Origin of the sequence: Chryseobacterium mulctrae, from assembly GCF_006175945.1 — a bacterium.
Lineage (GTDB): Bacteria > Bacteroidota > Bacteroidia > Flavobacteriales > Weeksellaceae > Chryseobacterium > Chryseobacterium mulctrae.
The window spans coordinates 4,412,137-4,433,680 of sequence record NZ_VAJL01000001.1; the positions used below are offsets into that span (position 1 = coordinate 4,412,137).

Annotated in this window: 23 protein-coding genes; 7 read left to right on the top strand and 16 right to left on the bottom strand. The window is 32.2% G+C overall.

Annotation, left to right across the window (positions count from 1 at the left end):
- Window positions 1-56: 56 nt before the first annotated feature.
- The 10 genes from FDY99_RS20545 to FDY99_RS20590 form a co-directional block, all read right to left on the bottom strand.
- Complete coding sequence (locus FDY99_RS20545; RefSeq protein ID WP_139423520.1) at window positions 57-716, bottom strand: YggS family pyridoxal phosphate-dependent enzyme; 660 nt, start codon at window positions 714-716, stop codon at window positions 57-59.
- A 230-nt stretch (window positions 717-946) separates the two neighbouring features.
- The gene (locus FDY99_RS20550; RefSeq protein ID WP_139423521.1) at window positions 947-1,810 is read right to left on the bottom strand and encodes a polysaccharide deacetylase family protein; all 864 of its coding nucleotides are present in this window, start codon (window positions 1,808-1,810) and stop codon (window positions 947-949) included.
- Between the two features lie 114 nt (window positions 1,811-1,924).
- Window positions 1,925-2,656, bottom strand: coding sequence for a DUF72 domain-containing protein (locus FDY99_RS20555; protein ID WP_139423522.1), 732 nt, complete (start codon window positions 2,654-2,656; stop codon window positions 1,925-1,927).
- A gap of 101 nt (window positions 2,657-2,757) precedes the next feature.
- Window positions 2,758-5,499, bottom strand: coding sequence for a heavy metal translocating P-type ATPase (locus tag FDY99_RS20560; RefSeq protein WP_139423523.1), 2,742 nt, complete (start codon window positions 5,497-5,499; stop codon window positions 2,758-2,760).
- 143 nt (window positions 5,500-5,642) lie between these two features.
- Window positions 5,643-5,972: a Rossmann-fold NAD(P)-binding domain-containing protein gene (locus tag FDY99_RS20565; RefSeq protein WP_139423524.1), complete on the bottom strand. Its 330-nt coding sequence runs from the start codon at window positions 5,970-5,972 to the stop codon at window positions 5,643-5,645.
- A 239-nt stretch (window positions 5,973-6,211) separates the two neighbouring features.
- Window positions 6,212-7,504 carry an IS91 family transposase gene (locus FDY99_RS20570; RefSeq protein WP_228423886.1) on the bottom strand — a complete coding sequence of 431 codons (1,293 nt, stop codon included), beginning with the start codon at window positions 7,502-7,504 and terminating at the stop codon, window positions 6,212-6,214.
- Complete coding sequence (locus tag FDY99_RS20575) at window positions 7,489-8,370, bottom strand: tyrosine-type recombinase/integrase (RefSeq protein ID WP_228448715.1); 882 nt, start codon at window positions 8,368-8,370, stop codon at window positions 7,489-7,491. Before FDY99_RS20575 ends, FDY99_RS20570 begins: the two co-directional genes overlap by 16 nt.
- A 134-nt stretch (window positions 8,371-8,504) precedes the next feature.
- Complete coding sequence (locus FDY99_RS20580) at window positions 8,505-8,810, bottom strand: NAD-dependent epimerase/dehydratase family protein (protein WP_139423525.1); 306 nt, start codon at window positions 8,808-8,810, stop codon at window positions 8,505-8,507.
- Between the two features lie 52 nt (window positions 8,811-8,862).
- Window positions 8,863-9,444 (bottom strand): helix-turn-helix domain-containing protein, encoded by a 582-nt coding sequence (locus FDY99_RS20585; protein ID WP_139423526.1) that lies wholly within the window; start codon window positions 9,442-9,444, stop codon window positions 8,863-8,865.
- Entirely contained in the window at window positions 9,441-9,836 is a 396-nt protein-coding gene (locus tag FDY99_RS20590; protein ID WP_066680486.1) for an acyl-CoA thioesterase, read from the bottom strand. Before FDY99_RS20590 ends, FDY99_RS20585 begins: the two co-directional genes overlap by 4 nt.
- A gap of 257 nt (window positions 9,837-10,093) precedes the next feature.
- On the opposite strand from FDY99_RS20590, the gene FDY99_RS20595 reads away from it, so the two are divergent.
- Window positions 10,094-10,471 carry an RNA recognition motif domain-containing protein gene (locus FDY99_RS20595; protein WP_074228499.1) on the top strand — a complete coding sequence of 126 codons (378 nt, stop codon included), beginning with the start codon at window positions 10,094-10,096 and terminating at the stop codon, window positions 10,469-10,471.
- 230 nt (window positions 10,472-10,701) lie between these two features.
- On the opposite strand, the gene FDY99_RS20600 is transcribed toward FDY99_RS20595, so the two are convergent.
- Window positions 10,702-11,175 (bottom strand): BlaI/MecI/CopY family transcriptional regulator, encoded by a 474-nt coding sequence (locus tag FDY99_RS20600; protein WP_139423527.1) that lies wholly within the window; start codon window positions 11,173-11,175, stop codon window positions 10,702-10,704.
- A gap of 9 nt (window positions 11,176-11,184) precedes the next feature.
- On the bottom strand, window positions 11,185-11,787 hold the full coding sequence (locus FDY99_RS20605; RefSeq protein ID WP_139423528.1) for a phosphatase PAP2 family protein: 603 nt from the start codon (window positions 11,785-11,787) through the stop codon (window positions 11,185-11,187).
- A gap of 125 nt (window positions 11,788-11,912) precedes the next feature.
- On the opposite strand from FDY99_RS20605, the gene pdhA reads away from it, so the two are divergent.
- The 4 genes from pdhA to FDY99_RS20625 all read left to right on the top strand — a co-directional run bounded on the left by pdhA (window position 11,913) and on the right by FDY99_RS20625 (window position 16,139).
- Window positions 11,913-12,914, top strand: a complete 1,002-nt coding sequence (gene pdhA / locus FDY99_RS20610) for a pyruvate dehydrogenase (acetyl-transferring) E1 component subunit alpha (protein WP_139423529.1) — start codon at window positions 11,913-11,915, stop codon at window positions 12,912-12,914.
- 82 nt (window positions 12,915-12,996) lie between these two features.
- On the top strand, window positions 12,997-14,601 hold the full coding sequence (locus FDY99_RS20615; protein WP_139423530.1) for a pyruvate dehydrogenase complex dihydrolipoamide acetyltransferase: 1,605 nt from the start codon (window positions 12,997-12,999) through the stop codon (window positions 14,599-14,601).
- A gap of 95 nt (window positions 14,602-14,696) precedes the next feature.
- The gene (locus FDY99_RS20620; protein WP_139423531.1) at window positions 14,697-15,263 is read left to right on the top strand and encodes a sugar O-acetyltransferase; all 567 of its coding nucleotides are present in this window, start codon (window positions 14,697-14,699) and stop codon (window positions 15,261-15,263) included.
- Window positions 15,264-15,293: 30 nt separating this feature from the next.
- Entirely contained in the window at window positions 15,294-16,139 is an 846-nt protein-coding gene (locus FDY99_RS20625; protein ID WP_139423532.1) for a GLPGLI family protein, read from the top strand.
- A gap of 160 nt (window positions 16,140-16,299) precedes the next feature.
- Here the strand turns inward: FDY99_RS20625 and FDY99_RS20630 are convergent, their stop codons facing one another.
- On the bottom strand, window positions 16,300-16,629 hold the full coding sequence (locus FDY99_RS20630; protein ID WP_139423533.1) for a hypothetical protein: 330 nt from the start codon (window positions 16,627-16,629) through the stop codon (window positions 16,300-16,302).
- 274 nt (window positions 16,630-16,903) lie between these two features.
- Between FDY99_RS20630 and FDY99_RS20635 the strand changes: the two genes are divergently transcribed.
- Window positions 16,904-18,562 carry a helix-turn-helix domain-containing protein gene (locus tag FDY99_RS20635; RefSeq protein ID WP_162304194.1) on the top strand — a complete coding sequence of 553 codons (1,659 nt, stop codon included), beginning with the start codon at window positions 16,904-16,906 and terminating at the stop codon, window positions 18,560-18,562.
- Window positions 18,563-19,049: 487 nt separating this feature from the next.
- On the opposite strand, the gene FDY99_RS20640 is transcribed toward FDY99_RS20635, so the two are convergent.
- The 3 genes from FDY99_RS20640 to FDY99_RS23455 form a co-directional block, all read right to left on the bottom strand.
- Window positions 19,050-19,220, bottom strand: coding sequence for a lmo0937 family membrane protein (locus tag FDY99_RS20640; protein WP_139423535.1), 171 nt, complete (start codon window positions 19,218-19,220; stop codon window positions 19,050-19,052).
- Window positions 19,221-19,882: 662 nt separating this feature from the next.
- Entirely contained in the window at window positions 19,883-20,275 is a 393-nt protein-coding gene (locus tag FDY99_RS23450) for a transposase (RefSeq protein ID WP_262711395.1), read from the bottom strand.
- On the bottom strand, window positions 20,260-20,694 hold the full coding sequence (locus tag FDY99_RS23455; RefSeq protein WP_317129850.1) for a transposase: 435 nt from the start codon (window positions 20,692-20,694) through the stop codon (window positions 20,260-20,262). The genes FDY99_RS23450 and FDY99_RS23455 overlap by 16 nt, the downstream gene beginning before the upstream one ends.
- Before the next feature lie 231 nt (window positions 20,695-20,925).
- On the opposite strand from FDY99_RS23455, the gene FDY99_RS20650 reads away from it, so the two are divergent.
- Entirely contained in the window at window positions 20,926-21,543 is a 618-nt protein-coding gene (locus FDY99_RS20650; protein ID WP_139423536.1) for a hypothetical protein, read from the top strand.
- Window position 21,544 lies beyond the last annotated feature (1 nt).

Genomic DNA, 21,544 nt, shown 5'->3' on the forward strand with positions numbered 1-21,544 from the left:
AGTTGCAAATTTAGGTATTTTTTGCTTGAGTATTAGCAAATATCATTCCTAAATCTTTAGTTTGAGTAATCTCTTCTTCCAAAAATTGCAGATCCTACACGCACAGAATTGGCACCGCATTCAATGGCGATCGGGAAGTCATCACTCATTCCCATCGATAATGTTTCCAGTTTTTTGATTTGGCTTAGTTCATCAAACAGATTTTTTAAAACTGAAAATTCTTTTTTGATTTGATTTTCATCCTCAGTAAAAGTTGCCATTCCCATCAAACCTGTGATTTCGGTATTAGGGAAATCTCCATTAATAAATTTTTGAAATAAACCTTTAGCTTCAGAAATCTCAAGTCCGAATTTTGTATCTTCTTCGGCAATTTTTACCTGAAGTAAAACTTTTATTTTACGGTTGTGTTTTCCCGCTTCTTTATTGATTTCATTTAAAACCTTTTCAGAATCTACACTTTGAATGGTATCAACAAACTCTGCAATATATTTTACTTTGTTGGTTTGAAGATGTCCGATGATATGCCATTGAATGTCTTTCGGAAGGAGAGGGTATTTCTCAACCAATTCCTGAACTTTATTTTCACCAAAAACTTTTTGACCCAAATCATAAACCTCTTGAATAGAAGAAACGGGATGCGTTTTTGAAACGGCAACCAATTGTACATTTTCCGGAAGACGGCTTTTTATATCTCTGTAATTTTCCTGAATACTCATAACTGCAAATTTCTGAATTTTAAAATAAATTTTAAGGATTTAAATAATTTTTTAAACCATTAAGGTTTTATTAAGGAGTTAAGAATATTAAGTTGAGCTTTGCTTTTTTTAAATCTATTTGATTTTTCTTAATGATGCTTAACTTCTTAAATTTCCTTAATGGTTCAATTTTAAAAGTTATTATTAGAGATGTCATGCTGAGCGAAGTCTAAGCATATAAGTGAAAAATATTAATTCAAAATCTCATTGATCTTCGGATAAGCCGAAACTTTTCTGAAAACAAACCGGTTTGATTTCTGTAATTTTTCAATAAATAAATCAAGTTCGTTAATGGAATCTGAATCGTTAAGATATTGATCGTGGGTAAGAAGAACCAAATGTCTTGACGTTTTTTCAAGATCGTTAAAGAAGATGCTATCTACTTTTTTAAGCATCGCTTCGTGATTTCCCTTTAAAGTCATTTTATTGGTAGGTTTCCATTCCAGATCCCAACCTATCACTTTGTAGCCTGCGTTTTTTAATCTATTTGCTGCTTCAGAAGAACTTTTAATATCGGTAACATTAATATTATTGAGTCTCCAGATATTTCTTCCTGGTGTTCTTGCAATTTTCCCGGGAAGTTTTAAGCTGTCTTTGGCAATATTAAAATCATTAACTACCGCTTCAGGATTTTTGTAAAAATCTGAATATTTATTGTGAGCATGAGTATGACTGTGATTAGCAAGCTCAATTAAATGATCTCTTCTCATTTTTTCGAAATCTTCTTTCTGTCTTTTACTGTCTGATGCATGTTTTCCTACGACAAAAGCTGTCGCACAAACATTTCTTTTGTGTAATATTTTTAAAAGATTTTCAGTGCCGCGATTCGGTCCATCGTCGAAGGTAAGATAGATTACTCTTTTATCGGTGGGTACATTCTCATCATCTATTTGAGCGACTTTTGCGACGGGAGACAATTTGGTAAGAATTTTTTCGGTTTCTTTTACTTCAGTTTTCTGATTGCATCCTGTAAATAGTGTTGATGTTACAGTCATTACTGTAAACATCCTTAGAAAAGTCTTATTCATAGACTTTTCCGCAAAAGTTTTTTTCATAAAGATTGTTGGAAATTAAGTTGTTAAAAAATGTTAAGTTTTACAAATTTTAGTTAACAAAGGTAATGCCAATTTTTATATAAATATCACTTTTTAAGGATTTTTTAATTAAAATTATTTAGCTAAATAATTTTTAAGTTGAATAGCATTTTTAACCGCTGCATTTCCCCAGGTATTATTAAAAAATACAAAACCTTTTTTTCCTGATTTTAGGATGTTTTCACTTAGAGATTTTATTTCATCTTCCGAATATTCAGATTTATAGAGTATGGGTTTTCCGTGAAGTCGGTAATAGAATAGTTCAGAATGATTGATAATGAAATCATCAGGAAGATTTCCTGGAAAACTTACTCCAGAAAAGATTATATTTTTTGAACTTAAGATTTTGTAAATATCATCACGCCACCACGTTTCATGACGAAATTCAATAACATTTAAATAATTAAAATCTACATTATTTAAAATTAAATCCAGATTCTCTTGTGTATTTTTAAACGATGGTGGAAACTGATACAGAAAGCCTGAAAGCTTTTCACCCAAATGTTTTTGAATATGCGAACAGAATTCTGCAATTTCCTCTTTACAATCTTTTAAGCGTTTTTCGTGAGAGATTACTTTAGGAATTTTAATGAAAAATCTAAAATCATCAGGCGTTTCGTCAAACCATTTTTGAAGTGTTTTTGCAGTTGGCTTTCTGTAAAATGTAGAATTAATTTCTACAGCATTAAACTCTTTTGAATATAAAATCAAAAAGTCTTTACTTTTAGCATCTTCCGGATACAGTGAACCTTTCCAATCGTTATTGTAGAAACCTGAACAACCAATGTGAAAACTTTCTTTTTTCATACTTATATTATTTTTCTCGCAGATTTATCGGATTGTGCAGATTAATTATTTTTTTTCAAAAATCTGTGTTACCCAATAAGGCTGCGAGAATTTTTTAAACCTTATTTAATTTCTAAATCCACAGAATTCAATCGTAATGAATTTAAAATCACCGATAAAGAACTCAGGCTCATTGCTGCTGCTGCAATCATTGGAGACAATAAAATTCCGAAAAATGGATACAACAATCCTGCCGCAACCGGGATTCCTAAAACATTGTAGATAAAAGCAAAGAACAGGTTTTCTTTGATGTTTCTCAAGAGTTTTTCGCTTAAGATCTTTGCTTTGGCAATTCCTAAAATATCACCTTTCAGTAAGGTAATTTCTGCAGTTTCTATCGCTACATCGGTTCCTGTTCCCATAGCAATTCCGACGTTGGATTGTGCTAAAGCAGGAGAATCGTTAATTCCATCTCCGGTCATTGCTACGATTTTTCCCTGCTCTTGAAGTTTTTTTACTTCATTCAATTTATCTTCCGGAAGACAGCTTGCTTTGTAATTTTTAATTCCTAATTCATCTGCAACAGCTTTTGCAGTATTTTCGTTGTCACCGGTCATCATAATCACTTCAATTCCTTCATTCATTAAATGCTGAACCGCTTTTCTGGAACTTTCTTTAATTTTATCGCTAAAACTTACAAAACCTAAAGTCTCATTTTCCTGAGCAATATAAGAAAGTGTATGTGCTTTTGACTGAACTTCTTTCGCTTTTAATTTTAAATTTTCCGGAATTTGAATTCCATTAGAAACTAAAAGGTTTTCGTTTCCTAAATAAACCGTTTTACCATTAATGATTCCTTTCACGCCTTGACCAGAAATATTTTCGAATTTTTCAACTTTTTCGGCTGAAATATTTTCGGCTTTTGCTTTCTTGATGACAGCACTTGATAAAGGGTGTTCTGAATTTTGATTTAAAGAATAAGCTAGTTTTAAAATTAAATTTTCAGAAGAATTATTAATAATTTCGATGTGTTCTAAAGATGGTTTTCCTTCAGTTAAAGTTCCTGTTTTATCTGTAATTAAGATGTTTACTTTGTGCATTAATTCAAGAGCTTCTGCATTTTTTATAAGAATTCCGTTTTTAGCACCCTTACCAATTCCTACCATCAAAGACATTGGAGTTGCCAATCCTAAAGCACATGGACAAGCGACAATAAGAATCGCAACTGCATTGATAAAAGCAAATAGAGTTTTCTGACCTTCCGGACCAAAGATCTGCCATAAAATAAAAGTAATAATAGCAACAACAATAACAGTCGGAACAAAAACTTTAGCCACTTTATCAGTCAGTTTTTGGATCGGAGCACGGCTTCTGCTTGCGTCATTCACCATTTTTATAATCTTCGAAAGCAAGGTTTCGTCGCCTACTTTTTCTGCTTTCATCAGGAAAACCTGATTTCCGTTAATTGTTCCTGAAGTTACCTGGTCATCAATATTTTTCTCAACAGGAATAGGCTCTCCGGTAATCATACTTTCGTCAACTACAGAATTTCCTTCGATTATTTTTCCGTCAACAGGAATTTTTTCGCCTGGTTTTACTTTCAATAGATCTCCAATTTTCACCTCAGAAAGCGGAACTCTTTTTTCTTCATTATTTACCATTAAATTGGCTTCATCAGGAGAAAGATTCATCAATTCTTTGATGGCATTTCCTGTTTTTTTGTGCGCTAAAGCTTCCATTAATTGGCCTAAAATAACCAAAGTCAGAATAACGGAAACGGCTTCAAAATATAATGGTGCTTTTTGATTGTGACCTTGTATCTCATGAGGAAGCAAATCTGGAAAAACTAAAGCAACAATGCTGAAAATAAAAGCTGCAGCGACACCTAAAGCAATTAAGCTGAACATATTCAGATTCCATGTTTTAAATGAAACCCAACCTCTTTTCATAATAAACCACCCGGAATAAAATAAAACAGGAATGGTTAAAATCAATTCAAAAATTCCCTGAAGATTGTGTGAAAAAGGAAAATCGATCAACATTCCACCCATTGAAAGAATAAAAACGGGAATAGTGAAAATCAAAGAAATAATAAATTTTCTTTTTAAAATAAGATAAGTATCATCGGTTTCTTCTTCGCCTTTTTCAGGATATTTTACCAAATCCATTCCGCAAACCGGGCAACCAACATTGCTGTCGTAAGTTTTATCACCTTCACAAAACATCGGACAGTAATATCTTCCTGCCATATCATCCGTAACTTTTGGGGTTTCGTGTTGTTGATGATTATGATGATGGTGATGTGAATGGGAAGCTGAATTTTTAACCAAATCTTCGGTAATTTCTTCCAGATGCATTTGGCAAACCGGGCAATCTGTTTTTTCTTCGTACACTTTATCGCCTTCACAGAACATCGGACAATAAAAGCTTCCGATATGGTCTTTGAAATTTTCAGGCAAGTTGGTCGAAGAGTACGTTGGTTTATGATTAGGATCTTTTGCTAATTTTTCCTCAATCGGAACTAGGTACATATTGCAATCTGGACATCTTTTTCCCTGTTGAAAATATACTTTGTCTCCCTCACATTCCATTGGACAATAATAGACGGAAGAAGGCGAAACCCAGTCTTGAGGTTTTACAAATGTGTTTTCAGGTTTATTAGGATCTTCTAATTTATAATTTCCAATTTCTGAAAGTGCTTTATTCAATTCATTAAGATTGATTTCTGCATCAGAAGTGATTTCTACAGAGCTGGTTTCAAGATTGACATCAGCCGAAATTCCGTTTACACTGTTTAGTTTTTCTGAAATCTTTTTCTGACAACCAGAACAGGTCATTCCGAGGATATTATATTTTTGTAGCATAAGTCATAATTTATGGTACAAATTTCCAAAATATAGATTGAAGACTGTTATAGATTTAAGGATAATTGTTATAAAATTTTGTGGTTGACATTTTACAGATAACCTAATTTATACAATAAGTTAAGTTGTTTTTAAGCAAGATTTTATTGAGCAATTTTTTTAATATCTGCTACTTCCAGAATTTGTTTTGAATAGCCTTTTTCTGAGATATTAATCATTGCTCTACCGACTTCTTGTAATGTTAATGAGCTTTTCGGAAAAAGTGTAGGGTAGAATGCCCCGAAAATTTTAAAAATTGTTTTTACGTTTTTCTGCTCTTTAAAATGTTTCATAAAACCTGGTCGGAAATTGTATTGTCCTTTAAAATTCAATTTCATTAAGGCATTTTCAGTTTTTCCTTTTACTCTTGCCCACATTATTTTGCCTTTTTCTGAGCTGTCTGTACTTTTACCGGATATATAATTGAATGTCATATTTGGGTTCAAATCTAATAGCTAAGTTTTCGTTGCGTGCGAAGCACGAACAATGAAAACCCTGTTGAACGGAAGCTTCGGGAGCTTTTTTCAGCATTATGGGTTTACCGACGAAGGATTTTAAAGATATACAGGAGACTTTCAGAAAGGTCTCTTTTTTTGTGGGTGAATTTGATGGTTTTTCTTGGTTTTATCGTGTTTTCCTTCACTTTTAGGCATAAATACCCTTACCCAAAATGCTAGATTTTTGGCTTTTCAAAGTTTTGGCTCATCTCCAAAAACCAAAGGGGCGGACCGCGCAAATCGAACGTTGCAATCGTTACCAAATTCCCAACTTTGCAGCAACTACATTTCGGCTGAAAAGTTTTGGGTGGAAATTTTCCTTTGGGCTGAATGCCTAAATTCTGTTGCAGATTTTTTAGCTTCATTCGTTTCCATGTGCTGCTGAGAAAACCGTAATGGCGGATTTTCACAAATCTTTTCGGCAAAATATGCATCGCAAAACGGCGGATAAACTCCTCATGGCTCAAAACCATCTGCTTTTTGATGCCTTTTTGGCGGTAATCTTTGTACTCCAACGTTACATTTTCCGCATCAACTTTCCTGATTCTCTGGTTGCTGATCGCGATTTTGTGCGTATATCTTCCCAAATATTCCACCACAGATTTCGGGCTGCCAAAGGGTTTTTTAGCGAAAACTACCCAAGGTTTTTCCCAAAGTTTTTGTCTGAGTTTTTCATAAGTTTCTGCTTCATTTTTTCGGTTTTCAAATTGATTTTCATCATTTTCCGTCTGATTTTTATTACATTTTAATGATAACCGAACCTTCAGCTTCTCACAAAATTTAGCCCTGAAAACTTTGCTCAAAGCCTTTACAGGAAACAAAAAATTACCGTCGCTTCTGATGTTTTTCCAAACTCCGTTTTCATCCACGCCGCCACCCGGAACGATGCAGTGCAAATGCGGATGCAGACTCAGATTCTGTCCCCAAGTATGCAAAATAGCGATCATTCCCATTTTTAAACCTCGATTTTCACCAAAGGTTTGCAGCGTTTCCCAAGCCGATTCAAATAAAATATCATACAACATTTTCGGAGCATGAAGTGCGGTTTTGTTCAGCACTTCCGGAACGGTAAAAACCACGTGAAAATAAGGCACTGGAAGCAGTTCGGTTTCCCGGTTTTCAATCCATTTTTCGCGGTTTTTGCCCTGACATTTCGGGCAGTGCCGGTTTCGGCAGGAGTTGTAGCTGATGCTGATATTTCCGCATTCGTCACAAGCGTCAATATGACCGCCCAAAGCCGATGTACGGCACTTTTTTAACGCAAATAAAGTTCTTAATTGCCAGGAATTTAATCCTAAATTTTCTAGTTTTGAACCTAAAATATTCAACACATCTGCGACTTCGTATCGAGGTTGAGATTCAGGTTGAGCAGACTGTATTTTTGAGATTTCTAAACGTTGATTTTCATTAAATTTAAAGCTTGAATTTTGGCTTTTAACAAATTCAAAACCAACTACTTCGCTCTGCATTCCTCAAACAAAGTATCCAGTGGAGAGAAGAGTTTTTGGGTAGAAAGTTGGGCGATTTGAAGGTAAACGAGGGTCGTTTCGATGTTTTCGTGGCCGAGGAGATTTTTGATGCTCACAATGTTCATCCCATCCTCCAAAAGATGCGTCGCAAAACTGTGCCGAAGCGTATGAACACTCACTTCTTTCAATATTTTTGCCGTTTTTGAAGCCTGTTTCACCGCCCATTGTACGCCACGTTGCGAATATCTTGAATCGAATTCTCCACCTGCACGATTTGCTCGAGGTTCTCCAAAGAGAAAATCTTCCGGTTTTTCCGCTTCAATATATTTTTTCAAACCCCGAATCAAATGTTCCGACAAAGGCAAATAGCGGTCTTTTTTGCCTTTTCCCTGAACCACTTTCAGCTGTTTTCGGTAAAAATCCAAATCGCATAAACGGAGATTTCTGACCTCCAGACAGCGCAATCCGCAACCGTAAAGCAACCCGATTAAGATTTTATGTTTTAAAAGTTTACAGCATGACAACATCTGCCAAACCTCCTGTTTACTGAGCACAACAGGCAGTTTTTTCTCTTTTTTAATTTCCGGAAGACTTAGATAATCGTAGCTCAAACCTTCCGATTTCAACAGAAACCGAAGTCCGTAAACCGTGTGTTTAAAATACGATTGCGAGGGTGATCTTGATTTTTTCTGAAGGTAAAAAAGGTAATCGTGGATCTGCTCAGGATCCAATTCTGTCGGGATTTTCCCGAAATGCAGCGACACCGCCGCGACGTGTCTGGAGTAATTATTGAACGTGCTCTGACTGCGTCCCAACACCGAAACCGTACGTTCAAAACGGCTTAAAAGTTCTGTAAAACCAGGCACTTCGCGCTTTGCCTGATTGATGATTTTGTTTTCTCTGAGCTCGTCTAAACTCTTTTTTTTGTAGCCATTCTATTGATTTTTTAATTAACTTTACAAAGTAACTGATTTATGCGATTGGGAAAGCTACCGAAGGTTTAGTTCAACAGGGTTTTAGCAAAATGGAGAGTAGTGTCAAAAGTTATTTTTGTGTATTTCTCTTCGTCTAAAACTATCGAACTAATTCCAGCACAATAAAAACAGGCATCATAGCCAATCAATTGATCATGGAAATTGTCTAACTGTAAAAAATCACTGATGATAAGTTCTTTCAGTTTTGGATGCTTTATACCACAAGACCTACGACTCACGCTTAGTATTTCGGACACTTTAATGTTTTGCAGACATTCAATTAAAACGCCTTCCCCCACCATTCCTGTTGTTCCGGTAATTATTATTTTCACTTTGTTGTATTTTGTGTTTTCTTTATTTGGCTTTAAGACTTTGGTCTTTTTATTAATCTTTAGTATCAGTTTCTTGCACCATATCCAAAGATCTTCTGTTATGAACTTTCAGTTTTTTAAATTCCGTAGGTGTAAATCCTGTAGTGCTTCTAAATTGTGATGATAAATGCTGCACACTTTTGTAGCCCAGTTTTCCTGCAATTTCTGTTAAATTGAATTCATTATAAAGAAGGAGTTCTTTTACTTTTTCAATTTTTTGAAGAATAAAAAACTGCTCAACCGTAATGTTTTCATTTTGTGAAAAGGCTTTTGATAATGAACTGTAATCTTTATGGAGTTCTACACTTAAAAATTTTGACAGTAAAAAGTTTTCATCAATATCAAGTTTTCCGATTTTAATGATGATTAAGTTTTTAATTTTATCGACTAATTGTTGCGTTGCATCTTTTATTCTTTCAAAACCTGTTTCCTTTAATCTATTTTCAATGAATTGAATGTCTGCTTTTGAAACTTCACCCTCGGTTTCTACTTCACCTAAACTGATTTGAGTAATTTTTATATGATGTTCGTTAAAAATATTTGAAACTGCAGCAATGCACCTTCCACAGACCATATTTTTTATGAAAATTTTCATAATGAATTATTGAGTCTGTCTTTCACAAATTCTACTTTTGTTTTTCCGTGTGCTGCAGGATTTCCGTTTTCATCAAGATTCACCATTACAATTTTATCAACGGTGATGATGGTTTGATGGGTCATTTTATTTCTTACATCACATTTTAGTGTAAGAGAAGTGGAGCCAAAAGATGAAACTTCAATTCCAATTTCGATAATATCGCCTTGTTTTGCTGAGCTCACAAAATTTATTTCAGAAATAAACTTGGTAACTACTTTTTTGTTTTCTAACTGAATCACTGCGTATAAGGCTGCTTCTTCATCAATCCATTGTAATAGTTTTCCTCCGAATAATGATTGGTTTGGGTTAAGGTCTTCTGGTTTTACCCATTTTCGAGTATGATAATTCATTTTATGATTGTTTTCAGTACAAATTTAGTTTTAAAAAAAAGCTTTTCAAAAGATTATTTAATGAAAAATTCATCATTTTTTTGCGATATTATTACAAGTTTTGAATAGAAGTGAATTAAACCTTTAAAAAGTTTTGATTTGAAGTTTTTAATTGTATCTTGCACCTGTTTATATTTGGAATCAATATCATGTTCATTATTATGTTGCTTTTCTTTTATATACCAATTTTATATATTAATTTTTAATTTTTTTTTAAAATGAACATTTTTGTTTCAAACATCAATTACGCAACTAAAGAATATGAGTTGCACGATTTATTCGCAGAATTTGGCGATGTATCATCAGCTAAAATTGTAACAGACAGAGAGACTGGTCGTTCTAGAGGTTTCGGTTTTATCGAAATGGGTGACGAAGAAGGAGGTCAAGCTATTGAGGCTCTTAACCAGAAAGAATTTAACGGAAAAATTCTTAACGTTTCTGAGGCTAAGCCAAGAGAAGAAAAACCAAGAAGAAGTTTTGATAATAACAGAAGCGGTGGTGGAAGTTATGGTAACAACCGTGGAGGAGGTAACTCTGGAGGTGGTTACGGAAACAACAACCGTGGAGGTAACGGAGGCGGCGGAAGTCGTTGGTAAAAAATTGGAGCGGCTTTTAAGCCGCTTTTTTTATGTCTTTATTTTAAAATTGATGGATAAAAATTAATAGTTTTTATTTAAATATATGCTTCGACTTCGCTCAGCATGACATCTCTAATAATAATTGTCTGATCAAAGTTTATTTGAATTTATGTCACGCTGAGCGGAGTCAAAGCGTTTTTACAATAAATCTTTTATTTATTCAACTTCAAAATCCAAAAAACCAACAACTAATTTTCATTCTTTTTCTTCTTCTTTTTCTTATCCTTTCCTTTCTTGTCTTTTTTAGGATTTAAGATTTCTTCAGCATATTCCAGTTTGGCTTCTTTTACTTTTACAGGTTTTATTTCGATTTTAAGGTCAAAATAAGTTCTAAGATCATTCTGTGAAATCAAATTTTCACTAAATAAAAACTCCAGAATTTCTTTTCCTGAATCATTAAAGAAATTATGTGAAAGTTCTTTCAATAAAAACTTTTTATAATCATCAAAAGGTACAATTACTGAGTACTTGAAAATTCTGCCTTCTTTTTCGGTAGACAAATAGCCTTTTTCAACCAGTATTTTCAGGTAAGTTGAAACAGTATTTTGATGCGGTTTTGGTTCTGCGTGCTGCTCCATAACGTCCTTTAAATAAAAGCTTTGGAGTTTCCAGAATAACTTCATTAAATTTTCTTCGGCAGAAGTAAGATGATTTATTTTCATAAAAAATTCTTAGTGTTGAAATTGAATATTGCAATAAAGATAAATAAAAGATACCAGAAAAGCTATTCCTGCGCCCATAAATACCTCTTTTACGGTGTGTCTTTTTAAAATCACTCTTGTAATTCCTACCAAAGCTGCAATTCCGAACCAAAAAATTCCTGCTTTCCAGTCGAATGCATAAAACAATGTGGCAACAAATATATTGAAAGCAGTATGCATCGAACTTTTAATATATAAATTACTGTATTGAAGCGCAAAAAGCAAGATTAAAATAAAAAGCATGACAAAATCAAGAAAACCATTCATAACGTAATGGTAAATTTGATAAGCAATAATGAAGACTGCAATAAAGATATATAAAGATTTTCTCTGTACCCGGTTTGAAACATCCATATTGGTATATCTGCCAGTTTTTACATTCCAAACCAACCAGGCAACTACCGGAATAATAACCATTAATAATATCGGAAGAAAATGAGAAGTCGCTTGTTTAAAGGTGTAATTCTGAAAACTCATATACAGAAAATAGATAAACAGAGAAACCAAAGGATTGAAAAAGTCTGAGATAATTCTTGAAATAATATGTAGTGCCGAAGTCTTTTTTTCTTCCATAAATAAGTTTGAAATGTAAATATAACATTATAAGTAAAAAAACAATTGCTGTGCATATAATAAAAACGAAGTTTTTTTTATATTTTTGCTCAACTATTTCATAATAAATAAGCAAAGGCTAACACATGAAAGAATTTTCTAAAGAGATATACCTGAAGTGGTATGAAGATATGACAATGTGGAGAAGGTTTGAAGACAAATGCCGTTCTCTTTATCTAAAACAAAAAATCAGAGGTTTTTTACATTTGTACAACGGTCAGGAAGCTATTCCGGCTGGTTTTACGCATGCAATGGATTTAACTAAAGATAGTATGATCACTGCTTACAGATGTCACATTCATCCAATGGCAATGGGAGTAGACCCTAAAAGAATCATGGCAGAACTTTGTGGTAAAGCTACAGGTACTTCCGGAGGTATGGGTGGATCTATGCACATTTTCAGCAAAGAACACCGTTTTTACGGAGGTCATGGTATTGTAGGAGGACAAATCCCTTTGGGAGCAGGTATTGCTTTTGCAGATAAATTTTTCGACAGAAAAGCTGTAAACATCTGTTTCTTCGGAGACGGTGCTGCAAGACAGGGATCTCTTCACGAAACTTTCAACATGGCAATGAACTGGAAACTTCCTGTAGTATTTGTTGTTGAAAACAATCAGTACGCAATGGGAACTTCTGTAAAAAGAACAGCTAACCACGAAGATATCTATAAATTAGGTTTAGGATACGAAATGCCGTGTCTTGCTGTAGATGCAATGGATCCTGAGAAAGTGGCTGAAGCTGCTTACGAAGCTATTGAAAGAGCAAGAAGAGGTGACGGACCTACTTTTATCGAAGCTAGAACTTATCGTTTCAGAGGACACTCAATGTCTGATGCAGAACCATACAGATCTAAAGAAGAAGTTGCTATTCATAAGAAAGATGATCCAATTGAATTAATCAAAGAAAGAATCTTGGCAAACAACTGGGCAACTGAAGAAGAATTGGAAACTTTGGATAACAAATCAAGAGATTTTGTAGAAGAATGTATCGAGTTTATGGAAAACTCTCCATATCCTGATGCAGAAAAAGTTTACGAGTATGTTTATGCTCAGGAAAACTATCCGTTCTTAGATAAATTAGAAAACTAAAAAATAATAATTAATTTGATATTCGAATTTGAGTTTCCCTAATCTCAAATCTCGAATCTCGAATCTCAAATCAATATAAATTATGGCAGAAGTGATTACAATGCCACGTCTTTCCGATACAATGACGGAAGGAAAAGTGGCTAAATGGCATAAAAAAGTAGGAGATAAGGTAAAAGAAGGAGATATTTTAGCCGAAATCGAAACTGATAAAGCAGTACAGGATTTTGAATCTGAAGTTGAAGGAACTCTTCTTTATGTAGGTGTTGAAGAAGGTTCAGCTGCTGCAGTAGATTTAGTTTTGGCAATTATCGGAAATGAAGGAGAAGATATTTCAGGATTAACAGGCGGAGCTGCTGCTCCCAGTGCTGCTTCTGAAGACAAAAAAGAAGAACCAAAAACAGAATCTAATACTACTGCAACTGAAGAAACTTCTGCGGAAGTTCCGGCTGGAGTAGAAGTGATTACAATGCCAAGACTTTCTGATACAATGACGGAAGGTAAAGTGGCGAAATGGCATAAAAATGTAGGTGATACCGTAAAAGAAGGAGATCTTCTTGCTGAAATTGAAACCGATAAAGCTGTTCAGGATTTTGAATCTGAATTTAACGGAATTCTTTTGAAGCAAGGTGTTGAAGAAGGTGGTGCTGCTCCTGTTGATACCGTTTTGGCTATCATTGGACCAGAAGGAACTGATGTTTCTGCGGTTGGAGCTCCAAAAGCTGCTGCAAAATCTACAGATCAACCAGCTGAACAAAAATCTGAAACAAAAACAGAAGAGAGATCGGTTGCATCAACTGCAAATTCTTCTTCAGACAGAGTAGCAATTTCTCCTTTAGCTAAAAAAATGGCTCAGGAAAAAGGAGTTGATATTAACAGTGTTCAAGGTTCGGGAGAAAACGGAAGAATCGTTAAAAAAGATATTGAAAATTATCAGCCATCTGCAAAACCTGCTGCTTCAGCTCCGGCCGCAAGTCCAGCTGCACAAGTTGCATTAAGTTTTGTACAAGGTGAAGATACGGAGACTCCAAACTCTCAGGTTAGAAATATCATTGCAAAACGTCTTTCTGAAAGTAAATTCTCTGCTCCTCATTATTATCTGATGGTTGAAATCAACATGGATAAAGCGATTGAGGCTAGAAAAGAAATCAATTCTTTACCGGATACTAAAATTTCTTTCAACGATATGGTGATTAAAGCGACTGCAGTTGCTTTAAGAAAACATCCGCAGGTAAATTCTAGTTGGGCAGGAGATAAGGTAATTCACAGAGGAAATATCAACGTTGGTGTTGCTGTTGCAATTCCTGACGGATTGGTAGTACCTGTTTTGAAGAATACTGACCAAATGAATTATACGCAAATTTCTGCTGCTGTAAAAGATATGGCTGGAAGAGCAAAATCTAAAGGTCTTAAAGCTAACGAAATGGAAGGTTCTACATTCTCTATCTCAAACTTGGGAATGTTCGGAATTGAAACTTTCACAAGCATCATCAATCAACCTAACGCAGCAATTCTTTCTGTAGGTGCAATTATTGAAAAACCAATCGTTAAAAACGGTCAGATTGTAGTAGGTAACATCATGAAGCTTTCATTAGCTTGTGATCACAGAGTTGTAGATGGAGCGACAGGAGCTCAGTTCTTACAAACATTAAAAACATATTTAGAAAGTCCTTTAACTTTGTTACTGTAACTTTTTAATATATAAATAATTAAAACCTCTCATTTCGAGAGGTTTTTTGTTTGATAATATTTAAATTTAAAAATATTAATTGAAAATATTAACCAATGACAGAAAAAGAGAAATGCCAGAACGGTTTATTATATGATGCAAACTATGACTCTGAATTATTAAATGACAGAATGGTGTGCAAAGACTTTTGCTTGGAATACAATCAACTTAAAAATTCAGAATTAGAAAAGAGAAAAGAATTAATAAAGAAAATTATTAAAAATTCAAAAGAAAATATAACTGTAGAACCTAATTTTTGGTGTGATTACGGATATAATATTGAGCTGGGTGAAAACTTTTATGCGAATCATAATCTAACAATTTTAGATGGGGCAAAAGTAAAGTTTGGAAATAATATTTTTATTGGACCAAATTGTAGCTTTTACACTGCAGGTCATCCAATTGATGTGAAACAGCGTAATGCTGGTCTAGAATACGCACATCCTATAACAGTTGGAGATAATGTTTGGTTTGGCGGAAATGTTGTGGTTTTGCCTGGAGTTTCTATTGGAAGTAATTCGGTAATCGGAGCGGGAAGTGTAGTGACAAAAGATATTCCGGCTAATGTAATTGCTGTAGGGAATCCATGTAAAGTAATTAAAAATATTGCTGGATCCGAATAAAATATATATTTTAGTAAAAAAAATATCTAAATGAAGAGAATTATTATTGGGGTTTTTTCCTTTTTAAGTGTGACGCTTTTAGCTCAGAATCAACGTTTTTCTTACGAATACAGATTCATTACAGATTCTACTAAAACGAATGAAGTTGGTACAGAAATCATGTATCTGGATGTAGCCAAAAAAGGTTCGAAATTCTATAGCCAAAAGAAAAGTATAGCTGATTCAATACATCAGGATAGAATAACGAAACAGACAAGAGATTTTACGGGTATTGATTATGGCTTAGTTCCATTTGTTGTCGAAAAATCTTATCCTGATTTTAAAATAGATTTCTTTAACAATCTGGACATGAATAAATATAAAGTTTCTGATAACAGATCAATGAACTGGAAAATTTTACCTGAAAAAGAGAAAATTGGCGAGTTTAATGCTCAAAAAGCATCTCTTTATTTTGCAGGCAGAATTTGGACAGCATGGTTTGTCTCTGATATTCCTATTCAGGACGGACCCTATAAATTTCATGGTTTGCCGGGATTGATTATTAAAATTGAAGATAAAACAAAATCACATTCTTTTGCTTTAAAAGAAATCAAAAAAAGTAATTCTAATCAGGAATGGGTAAGTGATAATGAGAAAAAATCTTTTGGAAATACTGTTGTAATTGACCAGGAAAAATACAAAAAGCAAGTCATTGATTCTAGAAATAACCCTACAAAAGGAATGCGACAAATGTTATCCGGAAACACAAAAGTAATGATGATCGATGAAAATGGAAAACCACTGGATATTGAAAAAATGCTACGAGAGCAAGAGAGAGATGCCAAAGCAAATAATGCAAAAAATAATAATTTTTTAGAATTAGATTTACTAAAATGATAAATTATTAATTTATATATGGAATAAGTTAATAAAATAAAAACTTGTTGAAATTTTTCAACAAGTTTTTTTAGTTTCTTACTCACATCCTCCAATGACCATTGCTTGGGATAGTTTACAATACAAAACAAACCTTATAATTATAACAGGCTTGCTTTTTTTATTTAATCTTCCAGTGAGTTCCGTTTTTTGGTGGATCTTCTGGCCCAACTTCTAATCCAGATTGAAGAAGTAATGATAAAGAATCATTTTTTTTGATTCCAGTAAGTTCATCCACTTTCCAATGAGTTCCATTCTTTGGTGGATCAGTTTCTGCATTTTCTACAATTATAGAATCAATGCCATTTCTTTGAAATTCTACCTCAGGATTTTCTTGTTTCAATGATGACTGAAAAGTCTCTTCTGCGGGGCTTTCATCGTCTTGTCTACAACTCGTTATTGTGCAGATTCCCGCTGCTATAAGGCTGAGTACAATAAATTTTGTTTTCATTTTATTCTAGGATTAATGATTATATTTGCTTATAATTTATTTCTTCGAAAGTAATCAAAAATATATGTTTTAACAAATACATTGGGGTTCGATTTATAAATTTTTACCATGCAAAAATACATTAATTTTAATAAATATAGTGTTAATTAATTAAACTGTTATCTTATAATAGCTTATAATAAATAGTTTTTGTGTATTTTTGAATGAAATTTCTTAGAAATATTTGATGATTAAAAGAATTTTTACATTTAGTTGCATTTTCATTATAAGTATAATGTATTCGCAGGATTATTACTCAAAGCTTAGAGAAAAGTACTGGGCCTATGAAGAAAATGATCCTAAGGCACTTGTATATGTAAATCAATATATTAAAAAAGCAAAGTCAGAGAAAAATTATTCTGAACTTTTTCAGGCCTATAAAGATGCAATTCTGTATTCTGAAAACCAAAAAATGATTTATGCAGATAGTGCTTTAGTTGCTGCAAAAAATTCTGGAAATAATGATTTAATGGGAGATGCTTATCTTAGTAAAGGAGCAATATATTATTTTAATCAAAGGAAATTTCAATATGCTTTAGAAGAATATCTAAAAGCATACGAATATCTAAAGGATTCAAAAAATGAGTTTTTAAAGTATCAGAATATTTATCATATAGGCGTTGTAAAAAGTTATCTTGGATATTACGATGAAGCTCTTAAGATATTTAATGAATGTATTGATTTTTTTGAAACAAAAATAGATGGTGACATTAAAAAAAATATTATTTTCAATAATACTAAAGGATATCTAAACTCTCTCCATCAGGCAATTATATGCTATCAGATGTTAGGTAAAGATGAGCAGGCCAACCAACTTTTGAATATAGCAGAAACCAAAATCCCCAAAACAAAAGATTTTTATTTGGAAACCAGTTACTTCACAAAAAGTTTAGGTGTTTCTGAGTTTAAAAAGAAAAGTTATAAAAAAGCTATTTATTATTTTGATAGAGCACTTCCTGAGCTTTTAAAAGTTAATGATTTTACATGGGCTTCATATATTTATTTCTATAAAGGTAAAAGTTACGAGCTTTTAGGTGATTTAAATCTTGAAGTAGAAAATTATAGAAAAGTAGATTCTATATTCAATAAAAATGAATTTATCCTTCCTGAATTACGCAGCAATTATGAAGAGTTGATAGAATATTACCGAAAAAATAACAATCATAAAGAAGAGTTATATTATACCAATCAACTTCTTAAAGTTGATAGTGTGATAGCTTCAGATTTTAAACATCTTTCTACGCGGGTTTATAAGGAATATGATACAAAGATGCTTCTGGAGACAAAAGAAAACTTAGAGAAAACAAATTCTTACAGTAGATTACTCATATTTCTTTGTTTAGCAATTATTACAGCACTAGGAATTATAATGTATTACAGAATCCAAAAGCAAAGAAATATTCAGAAAAATTATGACGAGTTATTAGTAAAGCTTGAAGAAAGCAATCATGCTGAAGTAATTACTTCTCCTGTAATAGTTGAAGTGATTGATACAGGAGATAAAAATATAAAGTTTGATAGCAGTATTGTAGAAAAGCTTTTAAAGGACATTCATACATTTGAAAATAAACAGGGATACCTAGAACAAGGTATAACCCTTAAGAAACTAGCAGAGCAGTTTAAAACAAATACTTCTTATCTTTCACAGGTAATCAACGAATATAAAGGAAGTAACTTTAATACTTACATTAATGTTTTGAGAATCAATTTTGCAACGCAGAAGATTTATCATGATAAAGAATGGAGAAAATATTCTATTGAGCATATTGCTTCTGCTGCAGGTTTTAGCAACAGGCAAAGCTTCTCAAATATTTTTCTTGAGCAAAATGGTATAAGACCTGCTGATTTTATAAAAAAAAGAATTAAAGAATTAGAAGATCAAAATAATTCTTAGTTATAAAAAACAGGCCTATTAAAATGAAAACCGAACTTCTTTGAAGTTCGGTTTTTCTATTAATAAAATGTGATGATGGTGTCTAAATTAGAATTGTAGAGAACAGGGTTCTTATTCCTAGATTGTCCGAACCCTGATGTTCTACATGAAAACTGAATGATGAAAAGTTATTATATATGAATGATTAAGTGTCTCGTTTTATCTGTTACAAATATATCATCATAAAATTTCATCAACAAAACATTGTGGGAGTTATTTATAAATAATGACGTAATAATTCGCAAAAAAGCACCAAGCTTTAGAGTTTTAATTATCTTATAATCAATAACTTGTTTTTTTATTTTATGAATTTAAATTAAAATATTATCTAATATAGAATTCTAAATAAAAATTAAAACTAAATTTAATTTTATCAATATATCCGCATCAAATTATAATTTAGAATAAAAAAAGCTGAATAATATTATTCAGCTTTTTTATTGTTTTTCTAATCTAAAGGTTTTCTACCAGAAATAATATTGTAAAGAACTACAATTACTGCAATCACCAGTAAGACATGAATTAAATAATTGGTACTGATTCCAGGAATAATGTTCAGCATTCCTAGAAGCCAAACAATAATACAGATAACGGCTACTAACCATAATACGCTTTTCATAATAATATTTTTTAAGATTTATATATTATTGTTAGCATATTGTGTGCCTTTCATAAAAATTATCCGCTATTATAAATAAAATTAAGAATTTAATAGTCTTTTTGCATAACTAACAAAAATAAAATGTGTATATTATATATTCAAAGCTATAGAGTTCTGTAGGCAGTTTTTAAGCAGTTGACAGTGAAAAGTGTAATACTTACAAATACTTTTCTCAAAATTGGCTCATGAACGAAACGAACTGTTAGTTTTTCTATATTTATAAGTGTCTTTATGGAAAAACTAATAATTACATCTACAGATATTTACTGAAGTACTAACTAATTTTCGATATTTTGCTCAAAAAAATTTACGTTTTATTATTCAAATTCAATCTAGTTAACTATTTATGTATATTCCAAAAATATCTAAGCTTAAAATCAGTATTAAAAATTGAGAATAAAAGTGGTGAAAAATTAAACCCTCCTTGTGGGAGGGTTTAATAAAAACACAAATGATGAAAAAAAAATTTTCATTTCAAATATACTCAAAAATAATAATATCTATGTGAATTAATTAAAATAAATTTCACAGTCTCTTTTTTCATTTCAAGTTTTTATAAATTTCTATTGTGAAATAATTTTAAAATTAGATTATTATTTAAAAATTTACAATGAACCTGTTTAAACTTTTATTTTTCTGAGGAATAAAATAGAAAAAGCGAGATAATGTAGATTTACCCAAGTTAAATTTAGTGTTTCAAACCTTATTAATAAAGCTTTGAAACTATCCAACCATGCATTTGCTTTTTCTATTTTGAATCTTCTTTTATACAGTTCATCATCAAAATATTTTTCATTCTTTGTATCTCCGTTACGAGGATTCTCTTTAATATTCCCAATTATTTCTTTTTTATCCAGCATATCTCTGAATTTTTTACTGTCAAAACCAGAGTCTGCATTGAGAAATAATCCCTTACACTTTATATCAGCATTATCGAGAAGACCGAAAATCTCTTCCAAAGTATCTTCAATATTATAAAGATCATGATGTTCACCGCTTATTGGCTTTCCCATTGAAAGCATTTGTCCCTGATTATCACAGATAAAAATACAATTACTGTCTTAGATGATTTTCTTCCCTGATAGCCTACCGATTGTCCTCCTGTTTTACTTCGGGTATGGCTTCCATCCAATTGGACACTGGAAAGATCTAATTTCCTTTTATTATTCTGGAGAAGAGAAATCCAAATTCGTTTGAAAGAACCATCTTTACTCCATTTACTGAAATAATAATAGACGAGTTGCCAGCTTATTGTTTCTTTTGAAAAGTATTCTTTAAGGCTTAATTCCCGCCATTGACAGCCCGTTTTTAATCGTTTAATAATAAGTTTAAAGATTTTTCCTAAATAAAATCTCGTGGAAAATCCTCGCTTGCCTTTGCTTAAATGAGGTAAAATCCATTTTTCCAGTTTATCTTTGCTTATGAGTTCCAGATTTTAGTTCTTTTTTTTGCAACTCTAAATTGCTAATTTTCTGGAAACTCTTTTTCTAAAAAGTTTAAACAGGTTTATTATTAAAAACATAAATATTTTCATTTAAATGTGATATATATTAATTTTGTAATAATCTTTATCAATAAGTATTTACACTTACTGATATATGAAAAGTAAAATTTAGAATGATTTAAACGTTAAATAAAGAATCAGGTTATATTCCTAATAATTATGCAGGTAAAATTAATAAAGCCAAAGAAAGTTCCTGGAATTCCGTTGCAGGTGAAGGGAAATTTCCATGACACCGAAAGTATCCAAAAATTTGAAAATATTCATGAAGCTGAGCTAAAATATAATATACTTAAACAACGTTTTTTTGAAATAAATAAATGGGGAAACTATTCCAAAGAAAATATTACAGTATTCACATTATGTGATTCTTCAGGAAATATAGTACAAAGATTGCCTTTAATAGGAGATTATATCAAAATATTACTGTCTGAAATAAAAAATCCTAAGACTAATGATTATCAATGGGTACGTATTGATATGATTGATAAAACAAATCCTAATCGTATAATGATGCAATGCCGACCTTCAAAATTACCAAGAAATGAGTTTGCAGGAAAAACAGTACATTTTCACTCAGTAAATACTACTTCTACATTTGTTATTTCTAAAGGGAATGATTATGTTAAGATGGCAATTTATGGAAGAAACGAAAAGCCTAATCAAAATACAGATATAATTAGTAGTGTAAAAAATATGTTCATTGCTCTTGGTAGAGTGGTTGGTTCATCAAAAATTCAATGGAAACAACTCACTGATGGTATGGTAAGTTTAAAATAAA

Coding starts and splice junctions, on each gene's coding strand:
- FDY99_RS20545 (WP_139423520.1), bottom strand. CDS start 716: ATGAGTATTCAGGAAAATTACAGAGATATAAAAAGCCGTCTTCCGGAA.
- FDY99_RS20550 (WP_139423521.1), bottom strand. CDS start 1,810: ATGAAAAAAACTTTTGCGGAAAAGTCTATGAATAAGACTTTTCTAAGG.
- FDY99_RS20555 (WP_139423522.1), bottom strand. CDS start 2,656: ATGAAAAAAGAAAGTTTTCACATTGGTTGTTCAGGTTTCTACAATAAC.
- FDY99_RS20560 (WP_139423523.1), bottom strand. CDS start 5,499: ATGCTACAAAAATATAATATCCTCGGAATGACCTGTTCTGGTTGTCAG.
- FDY99_RS20565 (WP_139423524.1), bottom strand. CDS start 5,972: ATGACATTCAATTATATATCCGGTAAAAGTACAGACAGCTCAGAAAAA.
- FDY99_RS20570 (WP_228423886.1), bottom strand. CDS start 7,504: ATGCAGAGCGAAGTAGTTGGTTTTGAATTTGTTAAAAGCCAAAATTCA.
- FDY99_RS20585 (WP_139423526.1), bottom strand. CDS start 9,444: ATGAAAATTTTCATAAAAAATATGGTCTGTGGAAGGTGCATTGCTGCA.
- FDY99_RS20590 (WP_066680486.1), bottom strand. CDS start 9,836: ATGAATTATCATACTCGAAAATGGGTAAAACCAGAAGACCTTAACCCA.
- FDY99_RS20595 (WP_074228499.1), top strand. CDS start 10,094: ATGAACATTTTTGTTTCAAACATCAATTACGCAACTAAAGAATATGAG.
- FDY99_RS20600 (WP_139423527.1), bottom strand. CDS start 11,175: ATGAAAATAAATCATCTTACTTCTGCCGAAGAAAATTTAATGAAGTTA.
- FDY99_RS20605 (WP_139423528.1), bottom strand. CDS start 11,787: ATGGAAGAAAAAAAGACTTCGGCACTACATATTATTTCAAGAATTATC.
- pdhA (WP_139423529.1), top strand. CDS start 11,913: ATGAAAGAATTTTCTAAAGAGATATACCTGAAGTGGTATGAAGATATG.
- FDY99_RS20615 (WP_139423530.1), top strand. CDS start 12,997: ATGGCAGAAGTGATTACAATGCCACGTCTTTCCGATACAATGACGGAA.
- FDY99_RS20620 (WP_139423531.1), top strand. CDS start 14,697: ATGACAGAAAAAGAGAAATGCCAGAACGGTTTATTATATGATGCAAAC.
- FDY99_RS20625 (WP_139423532.1), top strand. CDS start 15,294: ATGAAGAGAATTATTATTGGGGTTTTTTCCTTTTTAAGTGTGACGCTT.
- FDY99_RS20630 (WP_139423533.1), bottom strand. CDS start 16,629: ATGAAAACAAAATTTATTGTACTCAGCCTTATAGCAGCGGGAATCTGC.
- FDY99_RS20635 (WP_162304194.1), top strand. CDS start 16,904: ATGTATTCGCAGGATTATTACTCAAAGCTTAGAGAAAAGTACTGGGCC.
- FDY99_RS20640 (WP_139423535.1), bottom strand. CDS start 19,220: ATGAAAAGCGTATTATGGTTAGTAGCCGTTATCTGTATTATTGTTTGG.
- FDY99_RS23450 (WP_262711395.1), bottom strand. CDS start 20,275: ATGGGAAAGCCAATAAGCGGTGAACATCATGATCTTTATAATATTGAA.
- FDY99_RS20650 (WP_139423536.1), top strand. CDS start 20,926: ATGCAGGTAAAATTAATAAAGCCAAAGAAAGTTCCTGGAATTCCGTTG.